Source organism: Stenotrophobium rhamnosiphilum (assembly GCF_003052265.1).
Classification (GTDB): domain Bacteria; phylum Pseudomonadota; class Gammaproteobacteria; order Nevskiales; family Nevskiaceae; genus Stenotrophobium; species Stenotrophobium rhamnosiphilum.
The window spans coordinates 1-17,937 of sequence record NZ_QANS01000008.1 but is presented as its reverse complement, the minus strand read 5'-3'; the positions used below and the strand labels follow the sequence as shown (position 1 = coordinate 17,937).

Below are 17,937 nucleotides of genomic sequence, written 5' to 3'. Positions count from 1 at the left end.
GCAGAAGAGAGGGCTAAACGTTTTAAGGCACTATCAAAATCTTGAGGCTATTGGTGCCGCCCGCAAAACCATCGAAGTCGCCTTTGGTCACAAGCACGCGCTCGCCAGATTTGAGTGTGGCGCAGGCAGCGAGTGTTGTAATGGCTTCTTCTGATGGCTTGAGAGAATCAATCGGCGAAAACGCAACTGGGAAAACGCCGCGGCACAAAGACATCTTGCGGCGCGTGCGTTCGTGTTGCGTCATCGCATAAATCGGAATGCGAATGCCGCTGCGCGACATCAGTAGCGCGGTGTTGCCGGACTCCGTCAGCGCGAGAATCGCTTGCGCTTGCATATGACGTGCAGTCCACGCGGTGGCCATAGCGATAGCTTCGTCAGTGTGCGCAAAGTGGGTGTCGAAGCGCAGTGAGTCGCGGCGGTAGTGACTGACGGCGCTGGACTCTGCGCCAATGCAAACACGTGCCATCGCTTCTACGGTCTTGATCGGATATTTGCCGGCAGCGGTTTCGGCCGAGAGCATGACGGCGTCGGTGCCATCCATAACTGCGTTGGCAACGTCGAGCACTTCCGCGCGCGTTGGAATCGGGCTGCTGATCATCGACTCCATCATCTGAGTTGCGGTGATCACCAAACGATTCTGTTCGCGCGAGACGGCGATGATGCGTTTTTGCCAGCCGGGCAATTCAGCGTCGCCAATCTCAACGCCGAGATCGCCGCGAGCAACCATCACTACATCTGATGCTTTAACAATTTCTTCAAGATTGACCAGCGCTTCTGCGCGTTCAATCTTTGAGACGAGAAGCTGTGTGCCACCCGCTTCTTTGACCAATGTGCGCGCTTCTTCCATATCCGCAGCAGAGCGAGGGAAGGAGACGGCGATGAAGTCGACATCGAGCGCAACGGCAGTGCGCAGGTCTTCTTTATCTTTGTCGGTCAGCGCAGCAGCGGATAGGCCGCCGCCTTGCTTATTGATGCCTTTGCGATTCGACAGAATGCCGCCTACGAGCACGCTACAGACAATGCGCGTGCCTTCGATCTTGTCGACCAGCATGGTGATGGCGCCGTCGTTGAGCAGCAGAACATCGCCGGGCGCAACGTCTTGCGGAAGCTCTTCATAAGCACAGCCGACGACAGTGATATCGCCCGCGTTGGTGCCGAGCGCGGTATCGAGCGTGAAGGCTTGGCCTTCCTGCAGATCGACCGGGCCATCGGCAAAGCTTTCGATGCGAATCTTTGGACCTTGCAGGTCAGCCAAAATGCCGACATCGCGCTTGAGTTCAGCGGCGGCAGCGCGGACAGCCATGGCGCGGCGCTGATGATCTTCGGCTTTGCCGTGTGAAAAATTAAGTCTGACCACATCAACGCCAGCAGCAATCAGGCGTTTCAGAACTTCGGGGCTGTCGGTGGCGGGGCCAAGGGTGGCGACGATTTTGGTGCGGCGGCGCATTGCGTGTTTTCTCCAGATAGAATTAGCTTACTACCGCTCGATGAAGCTGTGTTGATTCCCGCACAAACTTTTATCGAAGTTGAACTGAATCTGGACCACGAAAAGATTATTTATGACTATTTTGGGAACGCCGCTCAGCGGCAATGCCGTTCGCTTGCTGATGTTGGGTAGCGGTGAGCTGGGTAAAGAAGTCGTCATCGAAGCGCAGCGTTACGGTGTGGAGTGCATTGCCGTGGATCGCTATGCCAACGCGCCTGCGATGCAGGTTGCGCATCGCAGTCATGTGATCAACATGCTGGATGGCGCAGAGATCCGCCGCGTGATCGAACTCGAAAAACCGCACTACATCGTGCCGGAGATTGAGGCGATTCATACGCCGACGCTGATCGAGTTGGAAAAAGAAGGCTACACCGTGATCCCGACTGCGCTGGCTGCGCGTCTGACAATGGATCGCGAAGGCATTCGCCGCCTTGCCGCCGAAGAGCTGAAGCTGCCGACCTCGCCATATCGCTTTGCCGATAACGAAGCCGACTTCCGCGAAGCGGTAAAAGTCGTCGGAATTCCCTGCGTGATCAAGCCGGTGATGTCGTCATCCGGCAAAGGGCAGAGCACGATCAAGTCAGAGGCTGATATCGCGCATGCTTGGGAATACGCCCAGCATGGCGGACGCACCGGTGCGGGCCGCGTGATCGTCGAAGGCTTTGTGCCTTTCGATTACGAAATCACTTTGCTGACCGTGCGCCATGTGGGCGGCACAAGTTTCTGTGCGCCGATTGGTCATCTTCAGGTTGATGGCGACTATCGCGAGTCCTGGCAGCCGCAGCCGATGTCGGCGACGGTGCAGCGCAAGTCAGAAGAGATTGCTGAAAAAATCACCACTGCGCTCGGTGGGCGCGGTCTGTTTGGTGTGGAACTGTTCGTTCGTGGCGAAGACGTCATCTTTAGTGAGGTTTCACCGCGTCCGCATGACACCGGCCTTGTCACCCTGATTTCGCAGGATTTGCCTCAATTTGCGCTACACGTCCGCGCGATTCTGGGTTTGCCGATCCCGAATATCCGCCAGCGCGGTCCGGCAGCGTCCAGCGCCATCCTGTTGGAAGGCGACCGCAAGGCGCCAGCTTTCGTCGGTTCGGCTCAAGCTTTGGCCGAGCCGGACACCCAATTGCGTCTGTTCGGTAAACCCGAAATCATCGGAAAACGTCGTATGGGCGTGGCTTTAGCGCTGGGTGACACGATTGAAGAGGCCCGCGCCAAGGCGCGTCGGGCGGGCTCAGCGGTTCATCAGCAGGGCTGAGCCGGTTTGTGGTGGTCTGACCGGCCGCCACAAAACTGTAAAAGATGACAACTATCAGGCCCCTATCGCGGCTGAGGGGATACGCGTAAACTACGCGACCCATTTTTTGCTGCGCCGCATCATTTCCTATGATTGAGAATCTCCGCAATATCGCCATTATCGCCCACGTTGACCACGGCAAAACGACCCTGGTGGACAAGTTGCTGCGACAGTCTGGCACCCTCGACAAGCGCGAAGAGCTCGGCGAACGCATCATGGACTCCAACGATCTGGAGCGTGAGCGCGGCATTACGATTCTTGCGAAGAACACCGCGATCCGCTGGACGGATAAGCGCACCAATATCGAATATCGCATCAACATCGTTGACACCCCCGGACACGCCGACTTCGGCGGCGAAGTGGAACGTGTTCTGTCGATGGTTGATTGCGTTTGCTTGCTCGTTGACGCTGCTGACGGCCCAATGCCGCAGACGCGCTTCGTGACGCAAAAGGCCTTCAACATGGGCCTCAACCCGATCCTCGTCGTCAACAAAATTGACCGCCCAGGCGCTCGCGCGCATTGGGTTATGGACCAGGTGTTTGACCTGTTCGACAAGCTCGGCGCTAACGACACGCAGCTCGACTTCCCAGTGATCTACGCATCGGCACTCAACGGTTACGCTGGCGACAATCCAGACATCCGCGAAGGCGACATGGACCCATTGTTCCAGATGATTGTGGACAAGGTTCCGCCGCCGAAGGTTGACGTTGATGGTCCGTTCCAGATGCAGGTTACGTCGCTGGCTTACTCCAGCTACGTCGGTGTTATCGGCACCGGCCGTATCAAGCGCGGCAAGATCAAATCCAACACGCAGGTCAGTGTTGTTGGCCGTGACGGCAAGGTCCGCATGGGTAAGGTTCTGCAGATTCTCGGCTTCATGGGCCTCGACAAAGTCGAAGTTCCAGAAGCACAGGCTGGCGATATCGTCGCCATCACGGGTATCGAAGAACTCGGCATTTCCGAAACGATTTGCGACGCCAAGAATCCAGAAGCGCTGCCGACACTGGTTGTCGACGAACCAACGATGAGCATGACCTTCGAGGTCAACAAATCGCCCTTCGCTGGTAAGGAAGGCAAGTTCGTAACGTCGCGTCAGATCAGCGACCGTCTGCAGAAAGAACTCAAAACCAACGTCGCGCTGCGCGTTGAGCAGGGCGCAAGCCCAGACCAGTTCAAGGTTTCAGGCCGCGGCCTGTTGCACCTCGGCGTGTTGCTCGAAAACATGCGTCGCGAAGGCTACGAAATTGGCGTGTCGCGTCCGCAGGTTATTCTCAAAGAAGTCGACGGCGTGATGCACGAACCGTTCGAAACTTTGATTGCAGACGTTGAAGAAGCGAACCAGGGCGGCACCATCACCGGCCTCGCTGAGCGCGGCGGCAAGATGCAGAACATGGTTCCAGATGGTCGCGGTCGCGTCCGTTTGGAATACATCATTCCTTCGCGCGGCCTGATCGGCTTCCAGACGGAATTCATGTCGATGACCTCCGGTACCGGCTTGCTGTTCCACAACTTCGACCATTTCGGTCCTAAGGCTGAAGTTGCTGGCATCGGCGAACGTCGTAACGGCGTGATGATCTCCAACGAACAGGGCAAAGTGCTCGGTTACGCACTCTTCAACCTGCAGGAACGCGGCAAGATGATTGCAGCGCCTAGCGATGAAGTTTACGAAGGCCAGATCGTCGGTATTCACTCACGTGAAAACGATCTCGTTGTGAACGCACTGAAGGGCAAGAAGCTCACCAACATGCGCGCCTCGGGTTCGGACGAAAACATCATCCTCACCCCGCCAGTTCGCTTCTCGCTAGAACAGGCTCTGGAATTCATCAACAACGACGAACTCGTTGAACTGACTCCGCAGTCGATCCGCGTGCGTAAGAAGTTCTTGAAAGAGCACGAGCGTAAACGTTCGGGCAATGACGGCTAATTTAAGCCGTAAATAAAAAGGGCCGCGAAAGCGGCCCTTTTTGTATTTGTGGATCGAATTAAAACCGCCAGCGCAGCGCCATCTGCAATGCACGACCCTGCGGAGCATCGTCATCGAGTGTGCTGCGCCAATACGCGTATTGAATGCTGGCTTGTGCGTCACCCGGAACGTGTAGCGTTGGGCTGAGATTAAGAATGAGTTGTGGCGCCACACCGACGCGGGTGCTTTGCCCTCGCTGCGCACGGCTGTAATCGACGTAGCCACCGACTGACCAGTTTTGATGGCCAGACTCCGACACGATCGGCAATCCTGTCGGCTGCAACTGCCATCGGAAACCAGGTCGCTTCGCGTTGGCGCGCACATAGAGATTGAAATGAAATTGGCCGGCTTCCGGCAGGTTCGTAAAGAAACCTAGGCCGTATCGGATCGACTCCCAATCGGCGCGCGTATCAAAGCCTGCTGACAACAATAAATTGCGTGCGGCGCCGCCGGAGTTGATGTTGCGCTGCTGCAGAATCTGACCGATGCTGATCTGCGTCATGTTTTGCGGGTGACCAAACATGGCGGGCGATGGCGGCGCGCTATAGAGCAGATAGTCGCGATAATTCCAGCGTGGCGTGGCAGTGGAGTTGTCAGCTGCGTGCGCGCATTTGGCACTGCAAGTGAGCGCGGCGACCAGCAATGGATACGTCGCGAGTGATCGCCATTGCGCGACCAAAATACGGATGTCATCGTCAAGCATTGCCGCCTCCACACGAACTCGGAAGTCCTGTGTGGAATCATGCGCGGCTTAGCGAGGAGTGGCGTTCCGTCGAAGCGTGATGTTTCTGCCGTTTATCTGCCGTGCAGGTTTAGGACAAGGCCGCGACGCGAAGCACTTTCAGGTGGTATTTGCGTTGAAGCTTCTTCGAAAATTGGGTCGCTTCTTTCTGTGTCGCAAAGTTTCCAAAGGTCACGCTATACGGGGCCTGCGGCTTGCCGGTTTCGCGAACCGTGGTTCTCAGGGTTCGCTTTGCGAGCTTATAAGCGATGCCTTCTGCGGCCTCACGGCTCCGTGCCGTGGCGATCACCACAACCCACTGTGGAGAAGTGTTCACGGCTTTGCGTGGGGCGGGTGCAGACGCAGGTGTAGACACAGGTGCGGATACGGGTGCAGCTACTGCAGCGACAACTACCGGCGCCGGCGTTACTTGGATCTTCGGAGGCGTCGTCACATTGACGGGACGGAGCTCGGCTTCTGCGGTATCGACCGTGCTTTGCTCAGCCGTCAGCAGACGATCTTTCAGCTCTGTTTCGCCGCCCGGCAGAAATTGCAGCGGGCCTCCGGTTCGGTGCCGCAGGCAATCTCCAGCAAAGTCGAGTCGTTGCTCGCCTACGCTACCGGTGATTTCGAGTGCGCCTTGATGGAGGCATACCGCTTCGCCTTCACTGTTGGCGAACGCCCACATATCGGCGCCGAGCGCGCGCACCTGAAGTGGCCCGACATTCAGGCGATAGTCTTTGGGCACGGTATTGCTGGCGGGGTAGGCCTCCAACGTTAGTTCGCCGCGCACCAGTTGCGCCCGCAGTACTTCGCCGCGACCGAGATTGGCTGGTGATGCGCCATGAATAAGCAGCTGACTGGAGGTCCCGAGTGTGAGAATTCCGTCGCGGGCAAAGTGCATGGTCACCGAAGCGCGGCTGCCGCCGGTTTTGATGATGTCGCCTTCGGCCAGCGTTTGACGCACTTGCAATGCCGTCGTGCGATTGTCACGAATGAGCTGCGCGGGCTGTATGACTTCAGCAGCGTCGAGTGGAATTTCTGCACGTGCAGGCAGGGCGACGGCGGCCAGCAGGCCGATCAGGATCGTATAGCGCATACGGCATTATTTTGTATGGCCGCGATCACTGCAAGCCATGCTAGGATTCGCGCGCGGTAGCAGCCCATAACAACCGCTCCAAACATGCCCGACGCGCAAGATTCACCTGAGCCTTTCCCTACTGATGCCGCCATCTGCAGCGCGGCGCATTTGCGTGGCGTGATCTTATGACCGGCGTGGTGGTGGTTGACCAGCGCTCAGACTGGCCCGTCGATATTCCCGACGTTGAAGTGGTTACTGCTTGGGATTACCTCACGCACGAAACGCATACGCGCGCACCGCGCACGACGCGCATCTACAACCTCTGTCGTTCGTTTAGTTATCAGAGCACCGGCTATTACGTGTCGCTGCTCGCGAGTGCGCGTGGACACAAGCCGCTGCCAGAAGTCACCACAATTCAGGATTTGAAGCTGGCGGAATCACCGTCTGTACTCAATGATGAAATCGAAGAGCTGATTCAGCAGAGTCTTGCGCGTATCGGTTCGTCTGAGTACGTGATGAACGTTTACTTTGGCGTATCGCTGGCCAAGCGTCACGAACGTCTCGCGCGTGCGTTGTTCAATCTGTATCCCGCGCCCTTGCTACAAGCCAAGTTTGTTTATCGCGATGACGAATGGCGCGTCGATACCTTGGGTGCCATCGCTTTGGGCGAAGTACCGCCATCGCATCACGAAATTTTGTATCAAGCGGCCGGCGGCTACTTCACGCGCAAACGCTCGCCGCGTGCGAAGAAAGAATCTGCACGTTACGACTTAGCGATTCTGGTTAACGAAGACGAGAAAGAGCCGCCGTCGAATGCACGAGCGCTCAAGCTATTTGAGAGAACGGCAGAAGATCTTGGCTTTGAAGTCGAGTTTCTCGACAAGGGTGACTACGGTCACGTTGCTGAGTTCGATGCACTATTCATTCGCGAGACTACGGCGGTTAATCATCACACTTATCGCTTCGCACGACGTGCCGCACGTGAAGGTTTGATTGTTGTGGATGATCCGGTTTCGATTTTGCGCGCAGCGAATAAAGTATTCCTCGCACAGTTGATGGATCGTCACCGCATCCCGCAGCCGAAGACACTGTTGATTCATCGCGGCAACGTCAGTCATGTTGCGCGTGAGTTGGGTTTCCCTTGCGTGCTCAAGCAGCCGGACTCGCAGTTCTCGAAAGGCGTGATCAAGGTTGAGACCGAGGCCGAGCTCAAACGTCAGACGCGCGAAATGTTGGAGCGCTCTGATCTGATCATCGCGCAGTCGTTTGAACCGACTGAATACGATTGGCGCGTCGGCGTGCTCGATGGCCAACCGCTTTACGCCTGTCGCTACTACATGGCCAAAGAACATTGGCAGGTCGTGAAGCGCGGCAAGAACGGCGGCAAGCAAGAAGGCAAACACGAAACGCTGGATATCAAAGATGTTCCGGCGCAGGTGTTGACCATTGCCGTGCAAGCCGCGCGAGCTGTCGGCAACAGTCTCTACGGTGTCGATCTCAAGCAGTTCGGCAAAGTCGTGAAGGTCATTGAGGTTAACGACAACCCGAATATCGATTTCGGCGTTGAAGATTTGTTTCTGAAGGAAACGCTCTATCGAAAGGTGATGGAGTATTTTCTTAAACGTCTTGAAGCACGCACCAAGACATGAGCGCCATCAAGATTCGCCGTGGCGCTGCAAAAGACGCTGCAGCAATCTTGGAAATGGAATCGCATTTTCCTTCTGACCGAATGTCTGCACGTTCCGTGCGGAATTTTCTGCGTGCGCCGAGTGCGCATGTCTGGGTCGTCGAAGCAGCGAATGAACTGGTGGGTTCGCTGGTCTTGCTCACGCGCAAGGGCGTTCACAGCGCGCGTATCTATTCAGTGATTGTGCTACCGCAGATGCGCGGGCAAGGACTCGCTGCAAAGTTGGTCGCCGCTGCAGAAACACAAACGCGCAAGTTGGGTTTAAGCGCGGTCACGCTCGAAGTGCGTCAAGACAACAGCGCCGCAAGGGCGCTGTATCGCAAGCTGGGTTACGCCGAAGAAAAATCGCTGCCCGCTTTTTACGACGATGGCAGCGACGGATTGCGTTTGCGTAAAGCGCTTTAGAACGGCTTCACAACCGCCAAGATCACCATCGTGACCAAGAAGAAGGCTGGCACTTCATTGATGAGCCGATAGTAGCGCCCGCTCTTGGTGTTGGTCTTGGTACGGAAGCGCTTCATCGGCGCAATCAGCCAATGGTGATAGCCGATCAGCAGCAACGCGAGGCCCAACTTGGCGTGCACCCAACCCATCTGCATATATGCCGTGTTGTTCATCAGCATCAGCACGCCGCAGACCAGTGTGCCGAGCATACCGATGCTCATGATCGCGAACAGTTTGCGTTCCATTGTTACAAAGCGTTGATGGCCAGCTTCGTCAGTGACTTCCGTGTGGTACACGAACAAGCGCGGCAGATAGAACAGGCCGGCGAACCAAGTGACCATGAAGATGATGTGAAACGCTTTGAGCCAGAGCACGAGAACCTTCCTTACGCAGGGGCAGACGCATGACTAGCGCGTCCAGAAGGCCTATTATCGCGCCCTTGGTTTTGGAAGTGGCAGAAAAAGAGATGATTAAGGTAGGCATCGTTGGCGGCACCGGATACACCGGCGCCGAATTGCTGCGGATTCTCGCGCAGCACCCGCAGGTTCAGGTTCAGGTTCTCACCTCGCGCCAGGAAGCCGGCCGTCGCGCCGATGCGCTTTATCCTTCGCTGCGCGGCCATACCGATCTTTGCTATAGCGCGCCTGACGTTGCCACGCTGAAAGGTTGCGACGTGGTGTTCTTTGCCACGCCACACGGCACCGCCATGCAGATGGCGCCGGAGCTGGTGGCTGCGGGCGTCAAGATCGTCGACCTGTCGGCTGACTTCCGTTTGAAAGACACCGCGCAGTTCAAGCACTGGTACAAGATGGACCACAGTGCGACGGATCTGCTGAGCGAAGCGGTTTACGGTTTGCCAGAACTTCATCGTGACGAGATTCGCAAAGCGCGGGTCATCGGCAACCCCGGCTGCCACGCCACCGCTACACAGCTGGCTTTGGCGCCGCTGCTGGCTGCGGGCGTAATTGAAACCGACGGCATCATTGCGGACAGCAAGACTGGTATCTCGGGCGCGGGTCGCGAACTCAAGCTCGGCTCGATGTATAGCGAGACCGCCGACATGCTCAAGGCTTATGCCGTGACCGGACATCGTCACCAGTCTGAGATTGATCAGGAACTCGGCATCGTTGCTGGCGGCCCTGTGGGCGTGACGTTTGTGCCGCACCTGACGCCGATGATTCGTGGCATTCATGTCACGGCTTATGCGCGGCTGAAAGATCGCTCCGTCGATCTGCAGAAGTTGTTTGAAGCGCGTTATCAGAACGAGCCGTTTGTGGATGTATTGCCTGCGGGCGATCACCCAGAAACGCGTTCGGTGCGCGGCGGAAATGTTTGCCGTATTGCCGTGCACAAAGCACCGGACACCAAGACGGTGGTCGTGCTGTCGGTGATCGACAACTTGGTGAAGGGCGCTTCTGGCCAGGCTGTGCAGTGTATGAATCTCATGTTTGGTCTCGATGAAACATTGGGTCTGAAAGCACCGCCTTTGATGCCGTAAGCGAATCTCTTGAAGAAGCACCAAATCATCATTCAGCAGCACCGGCCTTGGCGTAAGCCAGGTTTCGTTGCGGCTGGTGCTGCCCTGTTGGCGTTGGGCGCATTTGCGCTTTACAGCTATACGCGTGCACATACGGTGTCTGACTTCGCGCGTTCGCAGTTGGAGGTCGAGCAGCTGCGCGATGAGCGTCGTCAGCTCAGTCACGATCTGCGCTCGGCGCTCAAAGAAGTGTCGACGCTGAAAGATCAGGTGGTCTACACCCAGCAATCTGGCGAGATTGATACCCAGGCCTGCGATACGGTGAAGGGCTCGCTCGGTGGTTTACAGAAAGAAGTGTCAGATCTGCGCGAGCAGCTGGCGTTTTATCGCGGCATCGTTTCGCCTGACCTTGCACGCGCTGGTGTGCGAATTTATGACATGAAATTGATTCCCGGGGCTAATCCACGAGCGTTTCGCTATGAATTAGCCCTGATTCAGTCCGTGCGCCATGACCGTCGCATCGATGGCAGCATCAATTTGTTGATCGAAGGCTCGCGACTGGGCGTCAAACAAACCCTGCGTTGGGAAGATGTCGCCACTGGGGATACTAAAAATCTGCTATTTTCCTTCAAGTACTTTGAAGAATTCTCCGGCGAGTTGAATCTGCCCGAGGGATTTAAGCCGATGCGAGTGACCGCCAAGCTGGTCACAGATGTGGAAGGAGCCCCGCCAGTTGAGGATCAGTTCGACTGGAACAAAATCGTTCTGAAGCGAGAGTAAGGAAATGAGCAAACTATTTGGAAGCAGCCCAGCCAAAACGGGCGGTAGCGTCGACACCCTCATTGGCCGTCAGACCGAAATTCTCGGTGACGTGCGTTTTGCCGGTGGCCTTCATATCGACGGCAAGATCAAAGGCAAGGTCGATTCATCGGGCGACAAGAACTCTTCTTTGTCGGTAAGTGAGTCGGGATGCATTGAAGGCGACGTTCGCGTCCCCAATATAGTGTTGAACGGTCAGGTTGTCGGAGATGTACATGCCGCCGGCAAGATCACACTGGCAGCAAGAGCGCGCGTGGTGGGCAATGTCTACTACCGCATACTGGAAATGGAAGGCGGCGCGGCAGTTAATGGCCAGCTGGTGCATGAAACCGGTGACGGACATGCAACGCCTGCGTTACAGAATTCTGGCGATGACAACACGGACGAACTCCGTGAAGCACGCCGCTTAAAAGGGCTTTAATTTAGCCCAGAGGTTGTGTCATGGATTTGAACGATACCCACGCGCAGGCGCAGGAACTCCCACTGGTGAATTTCACCGATTCAGCGGCGGACAAAGTGCGCGAGCTGTTGAGTGATGAAATTAATACCGAGCAGATGCTGCGGGTGTTTGTCACTGGCGGTGGCTGCTCCGGATTTCAGTACGGATTCAAGTTTGATGAGCACAGCGAGGAAGATGACACGGTTGTCGTGAAAAACGGCGTGACGTTGTTGATCGATCCGATGAGTCTCCAGTATCTGACTGGTGCGGATATCGACTACAAGGAATCGGTTGAGGGCTCGCAGTTTGTGATTCGCAATCCGAATGCTTCCACGACCTGCGGTTGCGGATCATCGTTCTCGGTTTGATCTGGTAAATATTTGCGCAAACAAAAAAGCGGCCTTCGGGCCGCTTTTTTGTGTCTGAGGTTTAAGGGAGACAGACGGCTGGTAGTCTTCCTTCTTCCTGCGCGGCCAATACTTCTGCCGCAATGATGCCTGCGTCCGGAAAGGGCACTGGCAAATCGAGAACATCGCTATCGCGTCTTAGCGTCCAGCACGGCTGCGCAATTTGTAGTTTGCCGGGTGTGGCCGAGAGCGGACCGGTGAGAAAGCGTTTGCTGCCGAAGTGCGCACGAATGAAAGTTTGTACGGCTGCCGGCTGTGTATCGAGCTTGTTCCAGATTGCTTTAGGCACTTCCACCGCAGAACGATAAACATGCGGATTGCCGTCGAGGCCACGCGCGCGGCGTTCTTGTCGAAGGCCGTCGGTGCTGTGCAGTACGAGATCGAGTGGCTTGCCTTCGATCTGCAGACGCAAGGTGGCGGGTGAGCAGTAAGGATTGAAGTCGAGTACTTCTGCTGCGTAGCCATCAATGTTGCCGCTGTAGCGGCTGTCTTCTGGCAGATAGCGCGCGGTGTCTTGCAAGGGCATTTCAGTGCCGCGAATCGCTTCGTCAGTGCGCACGAACTTCCATTTTCTTTCGGCAATATCTTTCTGCCAGTAACCCGTGCGGCCACTGCTGTCCCAGCCTTCTACACGCATGATGCGATGGCGTGTATCCGGCGGAAGTTTGCGCAGGCTCAGGCGATTGGTGAATCGGCCAGGGATCGTGCTGTGTGCAATCCAGTCTGGCGCAGGGAGTTGCAGTAGCGGCGCGGCGACGTTTTCTTGGTCTTGCCATGAGTAATCAAAGAACACGGCGTTGCCGCCGGATACATCGAACTCGTAAAGGCGCGTGTAGATGCGTCCGTCGCGGCCAACCACCATCACGGTTGATCCGCTGCCAGTGAGGCCCGCCATCGGCACCGTGCCGCGCTCAGGGCCGCAGACTTCGCGGCTCTCGTCGCTGGGCAGCCAAGGATCCATGTAAGTGATGCGCAGACCATCGCCACGTAGCGCGTAGACGGTGAGGATGCCGTAGATCGCTTGTTCGCGGCCTGCGGAGTCGATGTAGTTCACGTCGTCGCTTGAGCCGGAAGTGTGCGAGGTTGCCCAGTCACGCACGTCGGCGGGAATCGCTTCGCCCATGTCAGTCCAGAACGGCGCGCCCCAGCGGCGCGTCCAACCGCTGGCACCGGGCCCGTAGTTGGCGCTGTCCCAGCTGTAAATATCGCGGGCTTGATTGAGTGCGAGCACGACGGTGCCGTCGGCGGAGACTTCGCTCACTTTGCCTTGCAGGCAGCGCGGCACCAGCATTTCGCGCCACATCTCCTGTGTGCCAGTGACTTCTTCATTGGCTTTTACAAACAAACGTCCTTCACGCACGGCGACGTAGTGCTTGGCGGTGTAGCTTTCACGCGTGCCGCGCAGATGTACGCGCGCGGGCAGGGTGACGGCAATGCTGGGTTCTGCAGCGGCACCGCCTTCAATTGCATCGGGGCCTAGTGAGCCGTGATCAATCGGCAGCGAAGCGAGCAGGCCTGTAGTGCCCAAGTAATCGTCGACGCAGAGCGGGTCGGGCAGTGTGCGTGTTCCAGACGCGGGGCCGGTATCGGTGATGACTGGACGCGGCTTTGTTGCAGCTTGCTGATCAACGGGGCTGCTGCTGCCACAAGCAGTTAAGAAAATCGCTAAACCAATGCTCGCGGCTGACGTGATCTTGATTGCAGGCATTGGATTTTCTGAGTCGCTAATGGGGGCGGCAAACTATCACCTGCTTTGCTCGCTCAGAAGTAGAAAATCAGCCTAAGCAGGCTGATGTGCTTCAAGCGCGGAAAATGCCACCGAGAATGCTGGACGCGCTGGCGCCGGTGACTGCGGGAAGATTGCCGGGCAGATTGTTGATCGTGCGCATGGCCAGCCACGCAAAAGCTGCAGCCTCGACCCAACTGCTGGACAGACCATAGTCATCGCTGACGCCCACCGGCTTTCCGCTGAGCGCGGTCAAGCGCTGCATCAAGAAACCATTTTTAGAGCCGCCACCGCAGACGATGATGCGATGTGTTGTTGGAGCGTGAGCAGCGATGGCATCGACGATGCTGCGCGCAGTGAGTTCACACAGCGTGCGTTGCACGTCTGCAGGCGACAGCTGCGTCAGTGTCGGGTAACGCTGTTCCAGCCAATCAAGATGAAAGTCGCCACGACCTGTGCTCTTTGGCGGTGTTAATGCGAAGTAGGGATCGGCAAGCAGGGCGTCGAGCAAGTTTTGGTTCAGCGTGCCGGCGGCGGCGAATTCGCCGTTGTGATCGAAAGATTTCTGTAAGTGACGCGCAGCCCACTCGTCCATCAATCCATTGCCAGGGCCGGTATCAAAACCGCGCACTGGTTTTTCGTCGCATGGCAACACAGTGATGTTGGCAATGCCGCCGATATTTACGGCGCAACGCATTTCGTTGCGTGAGCCAAAGATTGCTTCGTGAAACGCAGGCACAAGCGGCGCGCCATGACCACCGAGCGCCATGTCTTTGCGGCGGAAATCAGCGACGGTATCGATGTCGGTGTGCGCGCTGATCAGACTGGGGTTGCCTAGCTGCAGACTGCTGCCAAGAACCAGCGGATCATGAAAAATGGTTTGGCCGTGGCTGCCGATGGCGGTGATTTGCGAAGGCTGCACGCCAGCTTGCGCGATGAGTTCTTGCACGGCCGATGCAAATGTTTTGGCTACGCCCTGGTCAAGCTCAACAAATTCACGCAGCGTGAGGCTGGGTTCGCGGCGCTGTAAATGCAGAAGCCGCTCACGGAGAGCGACTTCGTATTGCAGCGTATGTGTCGCAACGAGTTTGCGAAAAATCAGACCGTCAAATTCGCATAGCGCCGCGTCGACGCCATCCATGCTGGTTCCCGACATGACGCCAATATATAAAGCGCGCATGTCGCTAACCTACATTAGCCGCGAGTGTTGGCAGCTTTGCTGAGTTTCGCTTTGCGGCTTTTCGTTGTGTCTTGTTTGTCGTTCGACGCAGTGACAGGGCTGAGTTCATCCATCATCGCGATGACCAATGCATTCTCAGCACGCCATTTTGCCAACTGTGAACGCGAGAGCGGATTGGCGCGTGGCAGCGCAACAGTCAGCGGATTCTTGTACTGCCCGTTGACGTGGAATTCATAGTGCAAGTGCGGCGCGGTTGCGAGACCGGTCGAACCGACATAGCCGATGACCTGGCCCTGACGGACTGGTTGGCCTTGGCGCAAGCCTTCGCGATAACGCGAGAGATGTGCGTAAACGGTTTCGTACTTCGAGCCGTGCTTGAGCACGATCACATTGCCGTAGCCGCTCTTGATGCCTTTGAACTCTACTTTGCCGTCGGCGGTTGCCTTCACTGGCGTGCCAGTCGCTGCAGCATAGTCCACGCCTTTGTGTGCGCGGATAATGTTGAGGATGGGATGGCGACGTGCGAGGTTGAAGCCGGAGCTGATGCGTGCAAAATCGACTGGCGTGCGGATAAACGCTTTGCGAGGCGACTGACCATCTGGTGCGTAATAAGCGAACGTGCCGTTAGCGCGGGTGTATCGCATCGAGCGGTAGGTGCGACCGCGGCTGGTCAGTGAGGCGGCAATGATGTCGCCGTCACGAACTTTCTCGCCGTTCTCTTTGTAGAGCGTTTCATAGATCACGACGAAGCGATCGCCGTCGCTCAAGCCGAGTGCAAAGTCGACGTCATAGTTGAACAGCGAAACAAACGATGAAATCTGACGCTTGCTGAGTCCGGCCTTAGCGCCGTCTACATATAGTGAATGGGTGATCGTGCCGGCAGCTTGAGCAATGCGGCGTTCAAGTTCGGCTTCAAGGGTGATTGCTTCTAGCTTGTCGTTAACGCGACGGACTTGCAGCGTGTGCGTCTGATCGAGTTCGAACGACAGTTCTTCGAGTTCGCCTTCTGAGTTTTTGCGCAGGCTGATCTTGTCACCGGAGCGCAGCTTTTTGAGGCGCGAAGTGGATTTGCCGAGCGCCATCAAAGCAAGCCATTCATCTTTGGCCATGCCTTGCCCTTCGATGATCGAAGAGATGGTTTGGTTTGCTTTGACTTCTACAGTGACCCAGTCAGTGGAGCTTGGAATGGGCAGGGTGTCGCTTACGGAATCTTGAACGGCAGTATCGAACGCAGCACCCGTGGTGGCGTCGGTGGTGGTGATTGCAGTTGTCGCTTCGTTCGGTGTTGCGGTGTGACGGCTGGCAGTACCTTCACGCGTCAGCAACGCTGTGAGGCTTACTGCGCAAATTCCGGCCATCAATACCGAGCGCCACGCTGCCAATCGGCGAGGCGCGGTGCTTAAGCTATAATCTTGCTTCATCTATTTGATCCAAAAGATAAACGGGCCGCGCTTAGAGCGCAGTCACTCTCCCTGTTTTTTGGGTGACTCAAGTCTTTTTTGGTGCAGCAAAGACGTAAGGGAACATAATTTCTCATATGACGCAAGCACTTGGGTTATCTTGTTGGTGTCCGTCACAAAGTTAAACAAAACAACACTCGAGGGTTTGCCCTCACCAAAGTCCAAGCAAAAATCATGACAATTGACCTCGCCGAAATCGAACGCGGTACAGAAGAAATCATTCCTCGCGAAGAGTTCCGTACGCGGCTTAAAGAAGCGGCGGAAAAAGGTGTAAAGCTACGAATTAAGGCCGGCTTCGACCCGACAGCTAAAGATTTGCACCTTGGACATACGCTGCTGCTCAACAAGTTGCGTGCGTTTCAAGAGGCTGGGCACGAGGCAATCTTCCTGATCGGCGACTTCACCGGCATGATCGGCGACCCCACGGGCAAGAACGAAACGCGCAAGCCTTTAACGCGCGAGCAGGTTGAAGAGAATGCAAAGACCTACAAGGATCAGGTTTTCAAAATTCTGGATCCTGAGCGCACCACCATCGCGTTTAATAGCCATTGGCTAGACAAGCTGGGCGCTGAGGGCATGATCCGTCTCGCTGCGCAGCATACGGTCGCGCGCATGATGGAGCGTGATGATTTCAGCAAGCGTTACAAAGAAGGCTTGCCGATCGCCGTGCATGAGTTCCTCTATCCCTTATTGCAGGGTTACGACTCCGTGGCCTTGAAGGCGGATGTGGAGCTGGGCGGCACCGATCAGAAATTCAATCTGCTAGTCGGGCGTCATTTGCAGCAGACGCATCAACAGCGTCCGCAATGCATCATGACGGTGCCTATCCTTGAGGGTTTGGACGGCGTTCAGAAGATGTCGAAGTCTCTGGGCAACTACATTGGTGTCAATGATGCGCCGGGCGAGATGTTCGGCAAGATCATGAAGATCTCCGACACGCTGATGTGGCGCTATTACGACTTACTGTCGTTCCGCCCCTTAAGCGAGATCGCGGGCTTGCGTGCCAGCGTTGAGCAGGGCGCCAACCCACGCGATATCAAATTTGCATTGGGGCAGGAGATCGTTGCGCGCTTCCATGGTGTTGCAGCGGGCGAGGCGGCGCAGAAAGAATTTGTGTCGCAGTTCAGTCAGGGAGAGCTTCCTGAGAATATTCCAGAGGTAGAGATCGCTGTGCCTGCAGCTGGCATGGGATTGGCGCACGTTCTTAAGCAAGCGGGGCTTGTGGCCAGTAATACAGAAGGCAATCGCATGATCGAGCAGAAGGCGGTTCGCGTGGATCAGCAGCGTGTAGAAGACAAAGGTCTGGCGTTGTTGCCGGGGAAGACTTATCTCCTGCAAGTGGGTTCGCGTCGTTATGCACGTGCGGTGCTTAAAGCGAATAGTTAAGCGCTTTCAAAGTGTCACTAAAAATGCCCCGCTTTGCGGGGCATTTTTTATGCAGTTGGTTTTTGCTGTTTGCATGCCGCAGATTCGAAAATTAAGCCGTTAAATGTTTAATTTGATCGAATATAGAAGAATTACCATTTGAAGCACGTGGAAATTCTGCGCAATTTGGCCTGTTGAATGCTCATTTTAAAACTAAAAATTCGTTATTAATCATTGGTTTAATATTTTCTTCATAAAAGGTTGTTGACGCCCTATCAGCCCTATGTAGAATTCGCCTCCCCGCTGACGCCGCTTTGAAGTTTTGAAGCGAGCCGACAGCCAGATCTTTAACAGTCAAAGCAAGTAATTTGTGTGGGTGCTTCCGTG

Annotated in this window: 17 protein-coding genes; 9 read left to right on the top strand and 8 right to left on the bottom strand. The window is 56.1% G+C overall.

What is annotated here, in order from left to right:
- Positions 1-22 precede the first annotated feature (22 nt).
- A complete protein-coding gene (gene pyk, locus CJD38_RS16980) occupies positions 23-1,447 on the bottom strand; it encodes a pyruvate kinase (protein ID WP_107941581.1) in 1,425 nt (474 codons plus the stop codon).
- Positions 1,448-1,559: 112 nt separating this feature from the next.
- On the opposite strand from pyk, the gene purT reads away from it, so the two are divergent.
- Both purT and typA read left to right on the top strand, forming a co-directional pair.
- Complete coding sequence (gene purT, locus CJD38_RS16975; RefSeq protein ID WP_107941580.1) at positions 1,560-2,741, top strand: formate-dependent phosphoribosylglycinamide formyltransferase; 1,182 nt, start codon at positions 1,560-1,562, stop codon at positions 2,739-2,741.
- 128 nt (positions 2,742-2,869) lie between these two features.
- Positions 2,870-4,705, top strand: coding sequence for a translational GTPase TypA (gene typA / locus CJD38_RS16970; RefSeq protein ID WP_107941579.1), 1,836 nt, complete (start codon positions 2,870-2,872; stop codon positions 4,703-4,705).
- A 58-nt stretch (positions 4,706-4,763) separates the two neighbouring features.
- Here typA and CJD38_RS16965 read toward each other — a convergent pair whose 3' ends face one another.
- Both CJD38_RS16965 and CJD38_RS16960 read right to left on the bottom strand, forming a co-directional pair.
- Entirely contained in the window at positions 4,764-5,447 is a 684-nt protein-coding gene (locus CJD38_RS16965; protein WP_107941578.1) for a hypothetical protein, read from the bottom strand.
- Between the two features lie 109 nt (positions 5,448-5,556).
- Complete coding sequence (locus CJD38_RS16960; protein ID WP_107941577.1) at positions 5,557-6,564, bottom strand: SPOR domain-containing protein; 1,008 nt, start codon at positions 6,562-6,564, stop codon at positions 5,557-5,559.
- Positions 6,565-6,731: 167 nt separating this feature from the next.
- Here CJD38_RS16960 and CJD38_RS16955 point away from each other — a divergent pair, with 167 nt between their 5' ends.
- Positions 6,732-8,195, top strand: coding sequence for a RimK family ATP-grasp domain-containing protein (locus tag CJD38_RS16955; RefSeq protein ID WP_107941576.1), 1,464 nt, complete (start codon positions 6,732-6,734; stop codon positions 8,193-8,195).
- Positions 8,192-8,638: a GNAT family N-acetyltransferase gene (locus tag CJD38_RS16950; RefSeq protein WP_107941575.1), complete on the top strand. Its 447-nt coding sequence runs from the start codon at positions 8,192-8,194 to the stop codon at positions 8,636-8,638. The genes CJD38_RS16955 and CJD38_RS16950 overlap by 4 nt, the downstream gene beginning before the upstream one ends.
- On the opposite strand, the gene CJD38_RS16945 is transcribed toward CJD38_RS16950, so the two are convergent.
- Entirely contained in the window at positions 8,635-9,051 is a 417-nt protein-coding gene (locus CJD38_RS16945) for a CopD family protein (RefSeq protein ID WP_107941574.1), read from the bottom strand. The two genes, CJD38_RS16950 and CJD38_RS16945, sit on opposite strands and share 4 nt — an antisense overlap.
- A 92-nt stretch (positions 9,052-9,143) precedes the next feature.
- Between CJD38_RS16945 and argC the strand changes: the two genes are divergently transcribed.
- From argC to erpA, 4 genes are read left to right on the top strand one after another with little or no spacing between them, the layout of a single operon-like run.
- Positions 9,144-10,175, top strand: coding sequence for an N-acetyl-gamma-glutamyl-phosphate reductase (gene argC / locus CJD38_RS16940; RefSeq protein WP_107941690.1), 1,032 nt, complete (start codon positions 9,144-9,146; stop codon positions 10,173-10,175).
- 9 nt (positions 10,176-10,184) lie between these two features.
- Positions 10,185-10,934 (top strand): DUF6776 family protein, encoded by a 750-nt coding sequence (locus tag CJD38_RS16935; RefSeq protein WP_107941573.1) that lies wholly within the window; start codon positions 10,185-10,187, stop codon positions 10,932-10,934.
- A 4-nt stretch (positions 10,935-10,938) separates the two neighbouring features.
- A complete protein-coding gene (locus tag CJD38_RS16930; protein ID WP_107941572.1) occupies positions 10,939-11,394 on the top strand; it encodes a bactofilin family protein in 456 nt (151 codons plus the stop codon).
- Between the two features lie 20 nt (positions 11,395-11,414).
- Entirely contained in the window at positions 11,415-11,780 is a 366-nt protein-coding gene (gene erpA, locus CJD38_RS16925; protein ID WP_107941571.1) for an iron-sulfur cluster insertion protein ErpA, read from the top strand.
- Between the two features lie 61 nt (positions 11,781-11,841).
- Here erpA and CJD38_RS16920 read toward each other — a convergent pair whose 3' ends face one another.
- The 3 genes from CJD38_RS16920 to CJD38_RS16910 form a co-directional block, all read right to left on the bottom strand.
- Positions 11,842-13,527 carry a hypothetical protein gene (locus CJD38_RS16920; protein WP_107941570.1) on the bottom strand — a complete coding sequence of 562 codons (1,686 nt, stop codon included), beginning with the start codon at positions 13,525-13,527 and terminating at the stop codon, positions 11,842-11,844.
- Positions 13,528-13,618: 91 nt separating this feature from the next.
- Positions 13,619-14,725: an anhydro-N-acetylmuramic acid kinase gene (locus CJD38_RS16915; protein WP_107941569.1), complete on the bottom strand. Its 1,107-nt coding sequence runs from the start codon at positions 14,723-14,725 to the stop codon at positions 13,619-13,621.
- Positions 14,726-14,739: 14 nt separating this feature from the next.
- Positions 14,740-16,146: a M23 family metallopeptidase gene (locus tag CJD38_RS16910; RefSeq protein ID WP_107941568.1), complete on the bottom strand. Its 1,407-nt coding sequence runs from the start codon at positions 16,144-16,146 to the stop codon at positions 14,740-14,742.
- A gap of 213 nt (positions 16,147-16,359) precedes the next feature.
- Here CJD38_RS16910 and tyrS point away from each other — a divergent pair, with 213 nt between their 5' ends.
- A complete protein-coding gene (gene tyrS, locus CJD38_RS16905; protein WP_170107382.1) occupies positions 16,360-17,571 on the top strand; it encodes a tyrosine--tRNA ligase in 1,212 nt (403 codons plus the stop codon).
- Positions 17,572-17,752: 181 nt separating this feature from the next.
- On the opposite strand, the gene CJD38_RS18600 is transcribed toward tyrS, so the two are convergent.
- On the bottom strand, positions 17,753-17,937 hold a 185-nt coding region (locus CJD38_RS18600; protein WP_206363058.1), incomplete at its 5' end, for a hypothetical protein.